We start from the raw sequence: 17,834 nt of genomic DNA on the forward strand, positions 1-17,834 counted from the left end.
CGGGCTTCTTGACCGCACTTCAGGGCGAGAAGTCCCTTCTTGCTGGGTCACCGGCCCCTATGCGGGGCAAGTTTGGGCCAGATCTGCGGTCGACACCGAGTCGATATCGAGCCGACGCGGAGTCGGCCGGTGCAGCCGGCGCTCGACCCGGCAAACGAGCGACTCGCGACCCGCGACTCGCTACCCTTTCGCCATGCCAGTTGGATACCAGGGCGAGGCGTTCTCCTACAGCGATCGGGCTGCCGGCGAGTTGTTTCCCAACCGCCAGAGGATCGGGTTCGAGAACTTCGTTGATGCATTTGCAGCGTTGACTGCCGGAGACGTTGGTCGGTTGGTCCTGCCCATCGAGAACTCGACGACCGGGAGTGTGCTCCCGGTGCTCGACCGCCTTGTGGCGGGCGGGGCCAAGATCGTTGCCGAGCACTACGTCGAGGTGCGCCATGCGGTCCTCGGTGTGCCGGGGGCCACCCTCGATGGCGTCGTCAGCATCCGCTCGCATGCAGAGGCTCTGTCGCAGGCAGGCGATGCGATTGCCAGGCGGGGATGGCAGCCGGTGCCGGTGAGTGACACGGCGGGCGCCGTGCGGATGATTGCCGAGCGTGGCGACCCGACGCGGGCCGCGCTTGCTCCGCCTGAGGCGGCCGGGCCGCATGGGCTGGAGATCCTCTTGAGCGACGTCGTGGACAAACTCCACAACACGACGCGCTTCGTCGTGCTCGAGGCGGGTGACCCTGAGATACCGGCGGACGCCGACAAGTCCAGCGTTGCCTTTGAAACTCTTCACCGCCCGGGTGCTCTAGCGCTGGCACTCACCGAGCTCGGCTTGCGGGGTGCCAACCTGACTCGCATCGAATCGCGTCCGACCGAGACGCCGTGGACCTACCGCTTCTTCGTCAATCTTGTCCATCAGCCGGGCCCCGAAGGTTTCACGGCAGTCTTCGACCCCCACCCGGTGACGATGGCCGAGATCCACCATCTCGGCACCTACCGATCCGAAGTGAGCTGAGTGAACCCGGCGGCGGCCTGGGATCGAGTCGAGGAGGGCTGGAAGGTGGCCTTCCTTCAAAGCTGGAAGGCATTCTCCCGCAGCTCATTTCCGGTGGGATCGGCACTGGTCGGTGGAGATGGGGTTGTCCTCGCTAGTGGTCGCAACAGAGTGTTCGACCCGGCCGAGGAGGGTTTGTCGGGATCTCTACTCGCCCATGCAGAGATCGACTCTCTGAGCCGGTTGTCGGCCGACGAACGACACGACGATGTGACGCTCTTCACGACCCTCGAGCCTTGTGTTTATTGCATGGGAGCAGTTGTGGTGTCCCGGGTTGGGACCGTCCGGTATGCGGGGGTCGACCTGTACGGTGGCGCGGCGGGCCTCCCGTTGGATCTCAATCAGCAGACTGCTCGCTACCCGTTGCGCGTCGAAGGGCCCCTGGCCGGCCCCTACGGAACGTGGGCGGCCGTCCTGCCGCTCGTGTTCCTTCTGGGTGCCGACCGCTGGCGACGGGTTGTCGACCATGTCGGTCGGGCCGATCCGCGACTCCTGGACACAGCGGGCCGGGTAGGTGAGCTGGCTTCGTTGCTGGATCCGAAGTCAACCAGTCTGGCCGCCGCGCTCGAAGAGGCCTGGCCGATCCTTCAATAGGGACGGCGACCTACGGCGAATGCCATGATTTGGCCTCCAGTCGAGACCGCTGGTGTCCTCGCCGTTTCGGGACCATGGGCCCTATGGTGTAGTGGTGATCGCTTCATAATCTCGCGGTGAGACGAGGGGTATTTCATGGATGATATGTCGAACACGCCACCGGACCCGGAAGACCAAGACGCACTTGAGGTGCCGGAGGCCGAATCCACCGGTTCCGCCGACGATGATTACACCATTCAATCGTTGTACGGCCATCCGCTGGCGGCGCTGGGCGGGGCAATCATGCTGGCCGGCATCCTGGTCTTCATCGTGCTGCTCGGTCTCGACTACCTCTCGGAGACCGAGAACCCCTATCGGTCACTCGTCGCCTTCATCGGGGCGCCCGCGATCGGGTTCCTCGGCCTGCTCCTGTTCCTGATTGCCATCCGCGTTCAGGTCTCCTCGGCCAAGCGGCACGGTCAGCACATCCGCTGGCGGTTGACGATCATCCCGTCGAGCGCCCGCTATATGCGCAACTTGTGGCTGTTCCTGGGCCTCAGCGCCGCGCTTGTCATCATCTTCATCTATGCAGGGTTCAGGGGGTACGAGGCCACCGAGTCCGTGGCATTCTGCGGAGAGACCTGCCATACAGTGATGGGTCCGCAGATCGAGACCTACGGCGACTCTGCCCACGCCCGGGTGCCGTGTGTCGAATGCCATATCGGCCCGGGTACCTCATTCTGGGTGCAGTCGAAGATCGACGGTATCCGGCAGGTTGTGGCCGTCGCACGGAACTCCTACACCCGGCCGATCCACACGCCGGTGGTGAGCCTCCGGCCTGCTCCAGAGACGTGTGAGCAGTGTCACTGGCCGGAGCAGTTCTACGGCCAGAAGTTGCAGACGAAGCAGTACTACCGGACCGACGAACAGAACTCGCCGTGGACCATTTCCCTCCTCGTCAACATCGGGGGTGGCAACCCGCAGACGGGCCGGGCCGAAGGCATCCACTGGCACATGGTCACCGACAGCGTGGTCGAGTACATCGCGGTGGATGAGAAGCGTCAGGACATCCCGTGGTTCCGGGTGACCAAGCCGGATGGGTCCGTGCAGGTGTATGCCGATCCGACCGCCACGTATCCCGATCCCAACAGCGTGCTCACTGAGAAACGGGTCATGGACTGTGTCGATTGCCACAACCGCCCGAGCCACAAGTTCACTCCTCCCGCAGTGTCGGTCAACCTCGCTTTGTCGAAGGGCGAGATCTCCGGCGACCTTCCGTTCATCCGTGCAGTGAGTGTCGACCTGCTCAACGCCGAATACGCAACGCTCGACGAGGCGTTGGCCGGCATCCCGGCCGGCTTGCGGGAGTACTACGAACAGCAGTATCCCGGGCGGGTCGCAGAACTGACTGAGGACATCGACCAGGCGATCACTGTGCTTCTCGGGATCTACCAGGCCAACTTCTTCCCTGAGATGAACACCGACTACCGGGCGCGGGAGAACAACCTCAGCCACTTCGTCAACGACGGGTGCTTCCGGTGCCACGGCGGTGACCAGGTCAACGAGGTCGGCGAACCGCTCTCGGCCACCTGCGACAGCTGTCATGAGATCATCGCGCAGGGCCCGTCTGCGGATCTCAACGAGTTGCAGAACGACATCGCCGGTGTGGACTTCGTTCACCCGCTCGAGATCGGCGACATCTGGGAAACGGTGAAGTGCACGCAGTGCCACACCCGGGAGTCCGGCTACTAGGACATGCTCCCTCCAGGGACCCTCGCGCGTCTCTCCCCACGGTGGGGGAGACTAAAGAGACGTCTTTCTTCAGGGTGCGTCGTGAACGCGTTTCTCCCCCACGTTCGTGGGGGAGATGTCGAGTCCTAGAGACAGAGGGGGCCGCTGCCTGTGGTGTGCCCCCCTTCCCTTCGCTCGCTTTGCTCGGTTCGGGACTCCCCCCACTTCCGTGGGGGGAGAACGCGGTTGTGGCGTGTGCAGCAGCGAACCCCTTCTCGCGTTTCTCCCGGCCTGTCCTTGTCGCAAAACAGGGGGGCGCCGCGAGGGGGGTCTTCGGGCAGGGTGCGTCGTTTGTTGACGCGTTTCTCCCCCACGGAGTGGGGGAGATGTCGAGTCTTCGAGACAGAGGGGGGCCCCACTCAGAAAGGTGCCCCGCTCAGAAAGGTGCCCCGCTCAGAAAGGTGCCCCGCTCAGAAAGGTGCCCCGCTCAGAAAGGTGCCCTCCTCCCCTTCACTCGCTTTGCTCGGTTCGGGACTCCCTCTACTGCCGTGAGGGGAGAACGCCGAGGGGCGCGAAGCCCAGCTTTACGGCGCGCCGGCCCCGATCCACTCCTTGAACGTCGCCAGCTCCGCAGCAGTGAAGGCACCCGGATGGCCTCCGGCCTCCTGGACGGTGATGAGCGTGCTCCCGGCGGCGTCGCCGGGAAGGATCGCATCGCCGCTGGCCAGCGCATTCGAGAGCGAGGACAGATCCACGCCACCGAGGGCCACCGTGTCGGAGTGGCAGGCGCCACACCGCAGAGCGGCCGTCGCTCCGATTCCACCGTCCCAACTCAGTGCTGCGGTCGGCGTTGCGCCGTCACCGGCGGCTCCGGAGTCGATCCACGCAGTGACCAGGGCCAGATCTCCGGCGGTCAATTGGCCGGGATGTCCTCCGGCCTCCTGGACCGTCACCAGGGAACTGGCAGCGGCGTCACCGGTGACAACAACTCCCTCGGAACCCAGCGCCCCCTCGTATGACGAGAGGTCGAGTCCGCCCATTGAGTTCGAGGCTGAGTGGCAGGTACCACAGTTATCGGCCAGTAGGGGTCCAACCGTCGCCCATGTGACTTCGCCCTGCGGCACCGTGGTCTCGGTGGGGAGGGTGGTGTCGGGGATGACGATGGTCGGGAGCGGGTTGTCTTCAGAGAGCGCCGGTCCGCTCGGGTTCTGGAACTCAGGTGGCAGCGGTTTGAAGGCCACTACGTCTTCGATGGGCTCGATGGTGGCGATAGACGTATCTTCGAAGCTCACGAACCAGTAGATGCCGGCCATCATGAGGACCGCCACAACGCCGAAGGCGAGCAGGAACTTGCGCCGCCGCTCAGCCATCTGGGCCGGGGTCGCCTGCGGACCGGACTTGCCTGCCTCTATGGCCTCGAGTTCCAGGCCGTGTTCTTCGATCATCTCTACCCGGCTGATGTAGCCGGTGAAGATGCTCCTGTTGAAGTGCTTGATGTGCACGTGGTAGATGTGCCAGACGAGGATGGCCAGCACTGCCAGGATCGCCTCTCCACCGTGAGCTGCTTTGGCGGCCGGGATGAAATCGCCGGGGAGGAACTTGGCGGTGGAAATCGGATTCCACAGCATGTAGCCGGTGGCGATCATCAACACGGTGCCCCAGACGAACGACCAGTACTCGACTTTCTCCGCGAATGTGAACCGACCTTGTTTCACCGGTTCGTGCCGCCGTCCCGCCAGCAGCGCGACCGATTCTTTGATGGCAATCCAGTCGCGCTTGCTCGGGACCATGGCCCGTGGCCGCCGTTCGACGTACGTGCGATATCCGGCTTTTCCAAAGTGCCAGATGACGGCGAGCATGAGGATGGTCGCCAGCCACCGATGAATAACGCGCACTTGCGGCAACCCACCGAGGAACCCGATCCACCACTGAGAGATGGCCGACTCGAAGAACTTCTGGATAAGTCCGGTGAGGCCGAGGCCGGCGAAGCTGATTACCTGGACGGCATGCTCGATGCGATCCGCTTTTCCAAAACGCAGTATCCGGTCATCCGCTTGGACGTCCGCTGCTTGGCGCTCGAGGACGTCAGACACTCGCGGCCGCCTTCCGTCGATGCTGCAGATGGCGAATGCCATCGATCGTCACCCAGACCAGCATGCCCCCTACGACGCCGGGGATGACGAGTCGGTAGAACCAGTTGACCAGCCAGACAAAAATCGCCTGGTCGGCGGTTGGTTGGTAGTGCTTCATCCACGAGTCAGGGAAGTTGGCGGTGGCGTCGGGGTGGCACCGCTGACAGGTGAGGAGCAGGTTCTCCTTGTAGACAGTCGAGTCGACCGAGTCGGCGGCCAGGATGTTGTGCACGCCGTGGCAGTCGATACAGACCGGCGAATTGGTCTTCTGGTCGGGCGCCAGTTCCTCGAAGAGCATGACAGTCGTGCCGTGGAAATCGGCCACATAGGTGTCGAAGACGGCCGTGCTGATCCCGTACTTGCCCATGAGGGCTTCGTCCGCGTGGCAGTCCTCGCAGATTTTCGGTGAGAACAAGTGGAACTGCGAGTGCGAAGGTCCTTCAACACTGTGGACACCGTGACAACTCGTGCAGCTCGGAACGTCCTGATTGTCGTGTTCGAGCAGGGCGGCGCCGTGGATGCTGCCGGCATACAGGTCGTAGATTTCCGAGTGGCAGTTCCGGCAAGTGCGGGGGATGGCCGTCGTGTCGGCGCTCGGGTGAGTCACGTTGTGGGCGCCGTGGCAGTCAGTGCAGACGGCTGCTTCCCGGTTGCCGCCGGCCAGTGCCTCGGTGTGCATGTTGTCGAGCGTGTCGGTGTATTCGCTCTGATGGCAGTTGAAACACGTGGTGTACAACTCAATGGCGAGGTCACGACGGGTGACGGCCGACATCGGATCGTGGGGGTATTGCCCGATATCGGTATGACAGGCAATGCAGGTGAGGCCGGCCTGACCGTGAATCGAGGCGTCAAAGACGGTGCGCGGCACCACGGCGGGAAGCATCTCACCCGACGGGAACGACAGAATGATGTTCCCGGATTTGTGGCATCCTAGGCAGTAATTGTTGACTTCCGAGTCGGCGGAGTCCTGCGCTGAGGCCAAGTCCGCCGAGAGGGCAGTGAATCCGATGACGGCAATGAACAGCATCCCCCACAGAGCGAACCGTTGCAGCTTGGTGCGCATCGATCTCTCCGGAATCGGTTGTTGGTCCGATCTCTCTTGGTCAAGCTACCGCATGACCCGCCGGCCACTCCAGGGGCCTGAGTCACTTACTAAAGGGTCGGGAACACCTTTGTTGATTGGGCCTTTGGCGGCACTCCGCGATTCAGTGGGGTGTGCTGGTTGCGAGTAGGTCCCAGTTGGGTTTTCCGGCGTAGAGGAGGGTTCGGATCCGGTAGTTGCGGAAGTTGGTGATCCTGAACGCCATCCGCTTGACGCGCTTGAGGAGGTTGTTGACCGCTTCGGTTGGTCCGTTCGACACCCGAGCCCGGTGCCAAGCCACGATCTGATCCTTCCACCGGGCGATGGTGCGGCCGAGGGAACGCACCTCGAGGGGCATCGTCCGGTCTCCGAGGTCGTCGATGAGCTGGTCGACGAGCTCACAGGCGAGGTCGTGATCGTCGAAGTGGTAGATGGACCGGATGGTCTCTTTGGCATGCCAGGTCATCTGCACCTCACCCCGAGGGTCGCCCGCCTTGAGCAGACCGGTCAGTTTCAGCTCGCCGGCTTGGTCGAGCCGCTCATGGGCTTTGGTCAACAACCGCCGTGCCCGATACAACGGGTCGTCTTTTCTGCCTCGATGCCCGACGGTCTCGTTCTGGACTCGGCGGCGGCACTCGTCCAGCTTCGAGTTGGCGAGGCGTACAAGGTGGAACGGGTCGGCCACCTGGACAGCGTCGGGAAGCATCACATCGAACACTTTCCGGTACGGTCCCGACAAGTCCAACGTCGCCCACCGGATCCGGCCCCGCCACTCGCCTGTCTGCTTCTCGAGCCATTCGATCGGACCCGAAGCGGCGCGGCCGGCCACCACATCGAGCAACTGGCCGGCTTCCACGTCGACGATCTGAGTGGTCCACTCCTGGCGGCGCCATTCCCCGACACGGCACCGCAACGTCTCATCCAACCCCAGGGCCGACACGTCTCCGAACCGTGCCGGGTCGTCGACCAGGGCTTGACCGTAGGCAGCGACGGCGTCCATCACCGGATGCCAGCCGCAGCCCAGATCCTTGGCCACCTCCGTGACTGATCGGCCATGACGACCCACCTGCACCGTCGCCCACCGGCCCGCCCGATCCGTCAACTTCAACCGGGATGCGGCGATTGCCGGTGCCTGCTCGGTGAACGACCCGCACCTCAACGGGCATGCCCAGCGGATCTTGCGCCACGCCAACACCGTCGGCCGTCCGAAACAGGGCAGATCCGTCAACTCGACCATGTTCCGATCGTTCACCGTCACCGCCGACCCACAGGCGGGACACGACGGACGTTCTCCTCTGGTCTCGACCATCACTCGAAGATGGGTGTCGGCATCGGTCACCTCCAACACGTTGACGGCGGGCAACCCCACCAGCAGCTCGCACATGGCAATAGCATCACACGACACAGGGACTCCCGAATCTCGAAGGCCTAAAACACCTCCAGATTCGTCGAGTCCCTGTTACTCGTCGAGGATCCCCACCGATCACACCCCACTCAAACGCGAAGCCCCCCTTTGGCCCGGGTGTCGAGCGGGGTCAGCCCTCGGGTGGTTGGTAAGTCCTCGCGTAGGCCGCCTGCTCCAGGTCGTTGGCAGACGGCAGTGGCGTCGCAACGGTGAAGAGCACGACACGGTTGTTCTCGCGGTCGGCCAGCGCGAACGACCCATCCGGGGCCACGGCGAGCTTCTCGGGGAAGTTGAGAGATGTCTCCGCGATGCCGGCCGCACCGAACTCCGAAATCAGCTCCCCATCTGGGTTGAGAACAACGATGTGTCCGGCGCCGGAGCACTTGTCTTGTGCTCTGAAGGTGTCCACCACGTAGAGATTTCCGTCGGATCCGATGGCGATTCCTCGCGGAAGTTGCCAGAAGCTGACGATTTCTCCATCGACGTCACGCTCACCGGAGATCCACAGGACTTCGCCCGTCTCGTCGAGGGCGACTATGCGGCGGTTGAGCGTGTCGGCAACGTAGAACGTGCCGGTCTCCTCATCAATTGTGAATGCGTCGGGGAAAGCGAATTCCCCGGCCCCGGACCCCCTGGCGTCGCCTCCCCAGCGGTCGACAACGTGGCCCGATCGATCGAAGAAGTAGAGCCCGTCGTTGCTGGCGGCCACGATCTGGTCTTTCCACACGCGTACCTCGTAGGGGGAGAACCCGTCCGGTCCAAAGACGTCGAAATCCTGGTCTACTGCCGGGAAGGTCTCGATGTATCTGCCGTCAGCTGAATAGATCAAGATCGCTCGAAGCGCCCAATCGGCGACGTACAACCTCTGCTGATCCGCGGAAAACGCCATGCTGTAGGGTCCCCATAGTTTGCCGGGGCCTTCGTCCGCTCCGATGACGTTGATGAGCTCCTTCTCGGGTCCGAATACGAGAATTCTGCCGTTACCGGTGTCGGCCACGAGCACATTCCCGTTCACATCGAACTGTGTCGCTAGGGGTTGGAGCAGTAACTCGTCGGCACCCGACCCGAATCCGATGATGGTTTTCTCGAATACCATTGGACAGTCGGCTGGGAGCGCCAGGTTTCCTGCATCGGAATCCGGACGCAATATCCAGATCAGCGTTATTGCCAGGATACCCGCCGCGATTACGAGCAATACGATGAGGCCCAGCAGCATCCTTCTTCCGCGGCGATCGGCTTCAACAGGCTCGGTTCCTCCCGTTGAGGTTGGGGGTGGTGGGCCGGGGGTTGTGCCTGGGCCTTGAGGTGGGTTTGCTTCCATGGTTGCTCCTATGGTGTCGTGGCAGCGGCACCGAGCCTGGCGAGCGCATCGCGGATGTCGGTGTTTGTGGGGTTGAAGGCTGACGCTTGTTCGTATGCGGCGATTGCACTATCGATCTCGCCCTGCGCCTCCAGCGCTCTACCGAGCCCGAAGTGCGCGTCTGAGACGAAACGATTGTCCGCGATGGCCTCTTGGAAAGCCTCCTGGGCTTCCGTGGGCCGATCCATCTCGAGCAGCAGGTCGCCGAGAGCGATGAACGGCAGCGCCTTGTTTTCTCGCGGAGCGTATTCGGCCGACCGGGTGAGCATCTCGGTTGCCCTGTTTTGATCTTCCCTCCTCACCATGACAGCGAGGTCCAGTAGTGCCGACCACTGGTTGGGGTCGATTTCCAGTGCGCGCTCGAGTGTTTGCCGAGCTTCTTCGGCTTCGCCGTTTCGGAGCAGTGCATTTCCGAGGCCGGCGAGAGCCCAGGCGGCACCAGGGTTTTTATCAACGGTGTCGCGCCAGGATGTAATCTCGAGGGCGGTCATCGTCTCCGGTACGGGATCGGGGCGGAGCTGTAGAAAGACGATCGCGCCTCCCAGACCGGTCACGACGATCATCAGGACAACCACGATGGTCAGAAGACCAGTCGGGATCGGCTGCGCTCTCTTACTTCCAGTCATCTGCCAATACCTCTACTTCGACTTCGTCCCGTCGGGTTTCCAGCCAGTCTACGAATGCGGCTTCTTGCATGTCTCCAGTTAGTTCATCCATCAAGGAGTTCCTCACCTCGATGAAGGGGAGCGTGCCACCAGAGTCTTTGAACTGGTCGGGGTTCGCGTTGTAGTAGGCCTCGGCATTTTCCTCGGTTGCCTCGATGCCTTCAGTGATCGCCCGGTACACCCGTGACGAGGACTCCTGGAGGTACAAACGGCGGCGTGCCTCCTGCTCGTCGATTCCGTTTTGAGCCAGCCAGGCTTCCCACTCGTCGCCGCCGCCGATGGCAGCGCGTAGATCGTCTAGTGCTTGGTCAACATCGCCATCGGAGACGGCTACGCCTCGCTCTTCGGCTTCAATCTCTACGATGATGTCGTCGGTGAGCGTCCGAAGCACAACGACCCGCCAATCCTCGCCAAGCGCTACCTCGATATCGCCCCCGTGTAATTGCGCGATGCCTGCAATGCGAGAATCCGCCACCGATTCGTAGACAGGACGGCCATCCACTGTGGCGATGATCGGCCCGGCGGGTTCAGACGATTCACATGCCGGGGCAGTGATAGCCAAGACCGCGAGGAAAAGAGCACTCCCGGTGTTGCGGCGCAGCTTCATCCTGATGTACCTCCGATGGGTAGTGGTCGTGAGCGGGGTCGAACTCCGGCGTGACAAGCGTCCGAGCAATAGGTCGCTGTGTGGCAGGTGCCACAGTTGTTGGCACCTCCTTCATCTACATCGGCGCCGTGGGTTGCGTTCCAGCCGTCCGGGTGGTTGATGTCATGACAGTTCGCGCAGGTTGAGGCGCTATGGCAAGCGGTGCAGGAGTCGCGATCGGTCCCGTCAAACGACCCCGGTAAAATGAGGCTGTGATCCTGCCCGGGATGGAACGAATCGGGAAGGTGACAGGTGCCGCAGTCGACGTAGCCACCACGAGGTATGGCGAAGTCGTAGTAGTGGGGCAATGACCCGGGCACATGGCAGTACTGGCACTGGCTCTCCGACGCAACTTGTGTATGGCATTCGGCGCACACTCGCTCTGGGGGTGCCAGCGGGTTCGGGTGTGTCAGATCTGTGTGACAGGCTTCGCAAGTGAGACCGGCTTCCGCATGGGTGGGATGGTTGAAGTACAAATCGCTGGACCGAACGTTCGTCCAGTAGTTCTCGTGGCAGTCGGCGCACTCAGAGAACTCCGATGGCACCGCGGCTTCTGCTGTCGGCTGTTGCCAGACTGGCAGAACCCAGCGATCGATGGACTGGTCCGCTTCATCGACGAACCGCGAGAGGAGGCCGGGCCGTTCGTCGCTGCCTGCCCACAGCACGACCACGTCTTCAGCAAATCGTCCAAGGCCGTCCCTCGCATCGGGTGAGACGAGCACCGCTCCGACAATTGCACCTTCGATAATGAAGAGGCTGATGACAGACGCGACGATCAGGGTGAATCTGTTCACGGCACTATGTCCCAGTCGTAGAGCCGTTGCTCGGTGTGCACCGAGTGTTTGACATGGCAGACACTGCAGTCGCGGATGGAATGGCACGTGGCGCAAGCCGACGCTTGAGGCGTTTCCACCGACCGGAAGTGCAGCCCAACCCAGTTTTCCGGATGCGGTATTTCGGTCCCGTGGCAGCCTGCGCAGAAGGAGGGCGCATGACACGACGTACAGCTGGCGCCGCGATCTCCGATGCTCTCCGGCCCGTGCATCGTGGTCCAGTCTCCCGGGTGCGGATAGGTCGCTCCGACGTGACACGCCGAGCAGAAGTCTGAGGCGTGGCAATCGACACACGCGGTCGGTTCGGCGACGGCGTCGCGGCCGTGGGTGAACGAGTAGTCGGCTGGATGCGGATCCCCTGGACGGGAAACGGCTGCGGTCGTACCCGGATGAGCGACCTGGCCGTGGCAAGCGTCGCAGGCAGCATCTGGTCCCGGATGCCCGGCGGCCACCAGTTCAGAACTCGCCGCTATCTCGATGTGACACTCACTGCATGCCCCCGGGGCGAGAACCCCCTGTGCGGTGGGTAGCCGAGTGACTTGCTGGGCGGCTTCCCTGATCAGAGTCGGTACGTAGACCAGGCCGCCGAGGAGACCGTGGGTCGTACCGTGACATGCGAGGCAGGCGACATCAGCATGAATGGATTGGCCATGACTCGTTGCGGCCGACTCGGCAGTGTGGCACGAACCACAGAACGCCCGTGAGGAACCTGGATAGGTGGTTGTGAAGCCGATCGCAAGCGCGAATAGAGCTGCCACTCCAAGCACCCAGAGAAGCCATCTGCGCGGTCCGTCGGATGCTCCCTCGAGCTCGCGCGGTAGCTTCCTTCGATCGGGAAAGTCGGTCGACGGCGGAGTCTGGCTGTTTCCATCCGGTGGCTCGGGAGGGTCTGGAGGCGATGGATCGCTCTGCGACGGCGGTGGCGGTTCGACACCGTTGCCGCGGAATGCCTCCGGAGGCCCCTCGCCGGGCGGCTCGAAGGTCATGGTCGCTCCCCTGGTTCTTCGTTCCCAGAGGTGTCGCCATCGAGGGTCGAATCTGCCTCGCCTGTGGTTTCGGCTGGTGGCGCGAGGCGTCGAAGGTCGGCTGAGTAATCCTCTACACCCCGTGTGTGGCAAGAAACGCAGGTGTTGGGATCGTGGCACTCGAAACAGCCGGCACCACCGTCGGTTCGCACAACCTCAGGATGAGCCTCTCTCCAGACCGGAACGTCGGGGTTCTGCGGGTGGTGGCAGGCGTCGCACTCATCACGAGTGGTCAGATCTGGTCCGCGCTCGTGACAGCTCATACACGATTCGATGCTCGAGTCGAACGTAGCCCGCGCATGCGGATATCCCGCCCATCCGTCGTCGTGCGGTATGTCGACACCATGGCACGCCGTACAGAAATCTTGTCGCGAGTGGCAAGTCTCGCACAGCGACTGGCTGATCAGGGCGCCAGAGCCGTGAACGTCCCGCCACTCTGCAGTGAAGTGGCTCTGGGGCGGAGGCACAGTGGCATTGTCGTGGCACCGGAGGCACGGCAGCTCGAGAGCCGGCCCGGCGTCTAGGTGGCACGAAAAGCAATCCTCCATGTTCGGTGTCAGCGGGGGAGTGCGATCGTGCGTATCGAGACCATGGCAATTGCCGCAACCGACGTCACCAGAAGTCGAGAAGTGCTCTTCGTGTCGAAATCCGATGAGTTGCACCAGTCCGGCTTGCAGGGAGTGCTCGATGTCATCGTGGCATTCGAGGCACGCGTCGAAGTCGGAATCCGCCGCCACGGCGGCGGCTGCAATCGGGATCAGCGGTGGGTCGTTTGCCGGATCGTCCGTCAACTGCCAGGCGACCAACGCAACAACGGTGAGGAGTCCGCCGAGCGCAAAGGGCCGTGGTCGTCGTCTCATCGCGACCACCCGGCGAGATGGGGTGCGCTGCAGGCTGCGATGGTCCCCAAGTAATCCACGCCTACTCCTCTTGGACGAACGGGCGGAGAGGGATGTGGCCGCCGTTTAGTAATGTGTCGTAGGTCACCGAGAAGACCCGCCTCAGCTCGTCGAAGGCGTCCTCGCAGACGGGTCGGATCGGACAGTCGGCTGCGGTGTCACAGGTTTCGGGATGCTCGCAGCAGATGTTGACGAAGAGTGGGCCTTGCACGGCCTCTATGACGTTGAGCAGGCTGATCTCGCTTGGATCGCGCGCAAGATCGATCCCGCCGTTGACTCCTCGTCTGGTGGTGAGTATGCCCGCTTTCGACACGGCCGCCACGATGCGCCCGAGGATCGATGGGGGTATCCCGGCCCGTTCCGCGACTGCTCCGGTGGAGGTGTGCCCGGTGCGGGCTACGTCGAGAACACAGCGCACGGCATAGTCGACCTCGCGGGTGATCAACACCGTGGGCCCCCTCTCGACCACTCACGGCATTCACAAACCATTGCGGACCCTCGCCTCTCTCCCATGTGGCCCAACCCGCGGCTCCTGACAGCCATCCCGGGTCCAACCGCGACGGTACTCGCAGTCAACTGGCGTCCTGTAGGGCCCAATGGCATTCGCGGGGGGATGGAGGTCGGGTCTGTCATCAGAACCGCGTCGATCCGTGATTGTGGCACTGTGTGCAGAGCCTGTTGGGTGTGTGGTGGTCGCCGTGGCAGCTGCCACAGAAGTCAGAGAGGATTGCCTGCTGTTCTGGGGTGTCCTCATCGATGAATCCGGTAACCCGTGGGCCGACGGTGCCGGCGGGCACACCTGCCTGTCCGGGGCTGATCACATACTCGCGCAACAGGTATGAGTTCGAGGAGCCATGCGGGTCGTGGCAGGCGGTGCAGGCGAGTTGGGCGCCCGCACCGTGGTCCGACCGTTCGTTGGTGAAATAGTACGTGGCGTCGAACGTGTCGTGGGGTCCGCCGCTCCCGTTCAGCACGGCTGAGTCGTTGGTGAGCCGCACGTCGTAGGGGACCCAGGTGCCGGCGTTGATTGGAGCGGTCGTGGTCGGGTCCTGGTGACACGCAACGCAAAACTGCGATATGGTGCCCCGGGTGAACGTGCCGTCCGTCCAGGTGATGGCGACGTCGCCTCGGGTGTCTCCCGGATTCGAGATCTTGCTCCCAGTTGCTGAGTACTCACGGTCAACCCGATGAGCGTTGTGACATGACGCGCACTCGACCTCACGGCTACCAACGTCTTGTTCATGGTCGCCGATGGGGTGGTGGTAGATGCGAATCAAGCCGTCGGCGTCGGTGGGGTCGTAGTCGTTGGCTGCCGCCGTGAAGGCGTACTCGAGGTCGGTGGTGTCGAAGGGAAGATCGGGGTTGGTGTTGGGCGTTGCCGTGTTGTGGCAGGTGAAGCAGGTGGCCTCTTGTTGGGAGAGGCCCGGGTAGGCCGAGCCATGGCCGTTGTGGCAGTTCACGCACTGGATGCCCGATCCCGAGGGAGGATCGCCCCCGAGCATTTGGTGAACGCCTCCGTCAAACGCAGTCTGATCGCCAAACGGAGCGGGGAATGGAGAGGCGGCACCGTGGCACCGGTAGCAGTAGGTGTTGCCAATCGGAGTGCCGACCGGCGAGTAGACCCAGCCACCGGAACCATCGTTGATGCGCAGGAGTTTCGTGAACTCGGATCGAGCCTGATGTGGCGTGTGGCAGTCGCCACACGTGACCGAGTATCCGTCGAGCGCGTGGGGGAGGGGATGATACGAAGGTTGGGTGCTCTCCCCCAGATTCGACTCGCCGAACTCTGCGCGGATGTCGGACGTCGATCCACTCCCGTCGTGGCATCGGTAGCAGGCTTCCTTTTCGGTGGCGGTTGCCAGCAATGTGGTTCCGGCGGCATTGTGGACGTCGTGGCAGGAGAGACACCCGTTCGTGGCGGCGCTGAGGAGACCGTGAGGGTCCGGGAACTCAACTGCCTGAGCCACCGCGAGGATCGCAAAGGGCATTGAAGTTGCTGCCGTGTCCGCGCGTTGGTCCGGTCCGGCCGCAGCCGGCAAGAATGTAAGGGCACCGAACACAACGCTCAGCGTGGTCGCAAGAGCGATCCGCCGCCATTGTGCGCCCGGTACTCGAAACCTGACGAGTTTGGTCAAATATCCTCCGCCACCCTAAGAGTAAATCATACCTATTTCGGGCGATTTCGGTAGTGCGATGCGCCCCGTTGATGGGGCCGAATGGCCCTGTCGCGATAGGGCCATTCCTCAACTTGACGCTGTGTCGGGAAACACATAGAGTGATGAATGAGCCAAGTGCTATCGGCATATTTGACCTAAAAGGTCTGATTACGTCGAGGTTAGGGATTACGCATCGCCAGGCTTCTTGGCGGCATCGCGATGCGGGTTGCGAGAAACAGAAGGGGAGCATGCAGCTCCCATGAGTCGGGTTCCGAACCCGACAGGGAGGAGGGCGAATGAGACGGCGATTCAGAACCGTCGGACTCGTTGTGTGTGTAATGGCTGCGATGTTGGTCCCGGTAACGGGGGCGATGGCGCAGGATGCGAGCAATGTTGGTGATCCAGCTGCCGGGGCAGTTGATCCGCATGGTGGGTACTCGTCGACTACGCAGTTCTGTCTGCAATGTCATGACGTCCATAATGCAAACGGATCGTACGGTCTCATGGGGGCAGTCAGTGTGACAGCCGTCTGTCAGACTTGCCATGCGTTGCCGAGGTTGGGTGGAGGCGGAGTAACGGTTCCGAGCCACAATCCAACGCCAAATCTCAACCCCGACGGGTCGGTCAAGACACTCGGTACGACGTCGTCGTTCAGTGCCTACGACCTAACGGGTGGGGTGGGCGAAGAGCACACGATCGGTGCTACAGACATTGACGGCAACCCGATGACGCAGTCTGCCTACCAATACCGTGGACGGTTCCTCGGAACCGATTCTGCCGTTGCGGCGGGTGCGGGCACTGCAGGTGAGTACGCCGGCGGTCTTTACTGCGCCAGTTGCCACACGGCACACGGCGAGTACGGCCAGGTTGTGAATGATCCGGTCGAACCGACGGCAACCAGTCCTGGCGACGAGGGTGTGCACTTCTATCAGGGGAATACGCAACTCTGGTTGGACTACTCCGGCGACGCGACAAACCCGAATGCCGACTGGTTCGCATGTGAAGCCGCGGCCGATGTAATGATTGGCACCGGCGTCGGCACCGCCTGTGCGAAGCGATTCGACGCGCTGACGATCAACGATGAAGAGGGCAAGCCCTCTTCGCTGTTCGGCTACAAGCTGCTGTCGTCATATCCGAATCACACATGGGGGAGCAAGTCGAGCTTCAAGTTCGACAACCACGCGCATGATGTATCGGTGTGGTGCTCAAAGTGCCATGATTCGAAGTCGATCGATACTGCGGGCATTCACAATCACCCGACGGGCTGCCTGGCTTGCCACGGCAACCCTTCGGATGTCGACTCGCGAGGTCGATTCACTGTTGCGACGGCCTTCGACTTCCCGCATACGTCGCCAAATGCGGCCTTCCTGCGGGCGTTGCCTGACGCACTCTGCATCAGCTGCCACACGAGGGGAAGCCTGCCGTAGACGACCTGTAACTTACCGACTACCCGAAGTGGGGAGCCGAAAGGCTCCCCACTTCTCTGTCCCACCCCAAACCCCTTCTTGCGTCACTTCTGGGCGTATAGCGCCCGTGGCTTCAGGTGGTGTGGGCGACGGGGTGGCTTTGGAGGTGGGTTGTGGGCCGTCCCAAGATTCCGTGGTTGGTGGCGCGTGAGGCGTTGTTGGCGATAGGCAGGGGTGCAACGATTGATCAGGCTGCTGTGGTGGCTGGTGTGTCACCGCGGGCGGTTGATCAGCTGGTCAGCGAGCATGGCCGCATGTTGCATTTGGAAGGTCATAAACCGCGGGCTGATGTGTTGACGGTGGGAGAACGTGAAGTTACGTCCATTGACGTGGTGTACGGGAGGGTCTGAGGGTCCTTCCTTATCGGTGTTCACCGCGTCAGCCTCACGAACACGTGCAAGCGAGCGTGAGGAGTAACGCGGTGATCAATAAAAGCATGGACGCGTTGGTGTGGCTGCGCAAGCAGCTCGAGACCGGCGACAACGACTTGCTGCGTGAGATGGTGCGCAGCTTCGCCGAGGAGTTGATGGGAACCGAAGCGGATGTGGTGTGCGGTGCCGGCTACGGGGAGGTCTCGGTGGACCGGGTCAATAGCTGCGGACTGGTTCGTATTTCCCGGACTGGCTCCTGGATGCGAGGACCCGTTCGGAGCGGGCGTTCATCCAAGTCGTCTCGGAAGCCTACGTTCGGGGCGTTTCCACTCGCAGGGTCGAAGGGCTGGTGGAGGCGTTGGGGATCACGTTGACGCCGCTCGCTGAAATTCCCCAGGGTTGCTCATCGAAATTCCTCACCTTGGGTTGGGTTTGGATGCTAGTTG

16 protein-coding genes and 1 pseudogene are annotated in these 17,834 nt (G+C 62.5%); 7 read left to right on the forward strand and 10 right to left on the reverse strand.

All coding sequences use genetic code 11. The features are described 5' to 3' along the window. Positions 1-193: 193 nt before the first annotated feature. The 3 genes from P1T08_04345 (at position 194) to P1T08_04355 (ending at position 3,370) form a co-directional block, all read left to right on the forward strand. Positions 194-1,006 (forward strand): prephenate dehydratase domain-containing protein, encoded by an 813-nt coding sequence (locus P1T08_04345; GenBank protein MDF1595317.1) that lies wholly within the window; start codon positions 194-196, stop codon positions 1,004-1,006. Next, positions 1,007-1,639 carry a nucleoside deaminase gene (locus P1T08_04350; GenBank protein MDF1595318.1) on the forward strand — a complete coding sequence of 211 codons (633 nt, stop codon included), beginning with the start codon at positions 1,007-1,009 and terminating at the stop codon, positions 1,637-1,639. A gap of 135 nt (positions 1,640-1,774) precedes the next feature. Beyond that, positions 1,775-3,370 (forward strand): NapC/NirT family cytochrome c, encoded by a 1,596-nt coding sequence (locus P1T08_04355; GenBank protein ID MDF1595319.1) that lies wholly within the window; start codon positions 1,775-1,777, stop codon positions 3,368-3,370. Between the two features lie 563 nt (positions 3,371-3,933). Here the strand turns inward: P1T08_04355 and P1T08_04360 are convergent. The 8 genes from P1T08_04360 to P1T08_04395 form a co-directional block, all read right to left on the reverse strand. Next, positions 3,934-5,442 carry a cytochrome b/b6 domain-containing protein gene (locus P1T08_04360; protein ID MDF1595320.1) on the reverse strand — a complete coding sequence of 503 codons (1,509 nt, stop codon included), beginning with the start codon at positions 5,440-5,442 and terminating at the stop codon, positions 3,934-3,936. After that, entirely contained in the window at positions 5,435-6,544 is a 1,110-nt protein-coding gene (locus P1T08_04365; protein ID MDF1595321.1) for a cytochrome c3 family protein, read from the reverse strand. Before P1T08_04365 ends, P1T08_04360 begins: the two co-directional genes overlap by 8 nt. Before the next feature lie 142 nt (positions 6,545-6,686). Continuing rightward, complete coding sequence (locus P1T08_04370; GenBank protein ID MDF1595322.1) at positions 6,687-7,946, reverse strand: ISL3 family transposase; 1,260 nt, start codon at positions 7,944-7,946, stop codon at positions 6,687-6,689. Between the two features lie 151 nt (positions 7,947-8,097). Continuing rightward, complete coding sequence (locus tag P1T08_04375) at positions 8,098-9,183, reverse strand: 6-bladed beta-propeller (GenBank protein MDF1595323.1); 1,086 nt, start codon at positions 9,181-9,183, stop codon at positions 8,098-8,100. A gap of 113 nt (positions 9,184-9,296) precedes the next feature. Continuing rightward, positions 9,297-9,953, reverse strand: coding sequence for a tetratricopeptide repeat protein (locus P1T08_04380; GenBank protein ID MDF1595324.1), 657 nt, complete (start codon positions 9,951-9,953; stop codon positions 9,297-9,299). Then, a complete protein-coding gene (locus tag P1T08_04385) occupies positions 9,940-10,599 on the reverse strand; it encodes a hypothetical protein (protein ID MDF1595325.1) in 660 nt (219 codons plus the stop codon). The genes P1T08_04380 and P1T08_04385 overlap by 14 nt, the downstream gene beginning before the upstream one ends. Then, entirely contained in the window at positions 10,596-11,432 is an 837-nt protein-coding gene (locus P1T08_04390) for a hypothetical protein (GenBank protein MDF1595326.1), read from the reverse strand. Before P1T08_04390 ends, P1T08_04385 begins: the two co-directional genes overlap by 4 nt. Further along, positions 11,429-12,457 (reverse strand): hypothetical protein, encoded by a 1,029-nt coding sequence (locus tag P1T08_04395; GenBank protein ID MDF1595327.1) that lies wholly within the window; start codon positions 12,455-12,457, stop codon positions 11,429-11,431. Before P1T08_04395 ends, P1T08_04390 begins: the two co-directional genes overlap by 4 nt. A gap of 152 nt (positions 12,458-12,609) precedes the next feature. Between P1T08_04395 and P1T08_04400 the strand changes: the two genes are divergently transcribed. Continuing rightward, a complete protein-coding gene (locus tag P1T08_04400; GenBank protein ID MDF1595328.1) occupies positions 12,610-13,020 on the forward strand; it encodes a hypothetical protein in 411 nt (136 codons plus the stop codon). Positions 13,021-13,071: 51 nt separating this feature from the next. Further along, entirely contained in the window at positions 13,072-13,410 is a 339-nt protein-coding gene (locus P1T08_04405) for a hypothetical protein (protein ID MDF1595329.1), read from the forward strand. Positions 13,411-13,417: 7 nt separating this feature from the next. Here the strand turns inward: P1T08_04405 and P1T08_04410 are convergent, their stop codons facing one another. Then, positions 13,418-13,843, reverse strand: coding sequence for an Rrf2 family transcriptional regulator (locus tag P1T08_04410; GenBank protein MDF1595330.1), 426 nt, complete (start codon positions 13,841-13,843; stop codon positions 13,418-13,420). A 184-nt stretch (positions 13,844-14,027) separates the two neighbouring features. Continuing rightward, entirely contained in the window at positions 14,028-15,530 is a 1,503-nt protein-coding gene (locus tag P1T08_04415) for a cytochrome c3 family protein (GenBank protein ID MDF1595331.1), read from the reverse strand. A 317-nt stretch (positions 15,531-15,847) separates the two neighbouring features. Between P1T08_04415 and P1T08_04420 the strand changes: the two genes are divergently transcribed. Both P1T08_04420 and P1T08_04425 read left to right on the forward strand, forming a co-directional pair. Further along, a complete protein-coding gene (locus tag P1T08_04420) occupies positions 15,848-16,978 on the forward strand; it encodes a cytochrome c3 family protein (protein ID MDF1595332.1) in 1,131 nt (376 codons plus the stop codon). 523 nt (positions 16,979-17,501) lie between these two features. Next, a pseudogene (locus P1T08_04425) lies at positions 17,502-17,758 on the forward strand (transposase). Positions 17,759-17,834: the final 76 nt, after the last annotated feature.

The sequence above is a fragment of the Acidimicrobiia bacterium genome (assembly GCA_029210695.1).
Lineage (GTDB): Bacteria > Actinomycetota > Acidimicrobiia > Spongiisociales > JAHEDJ01 > JAHEDJ01.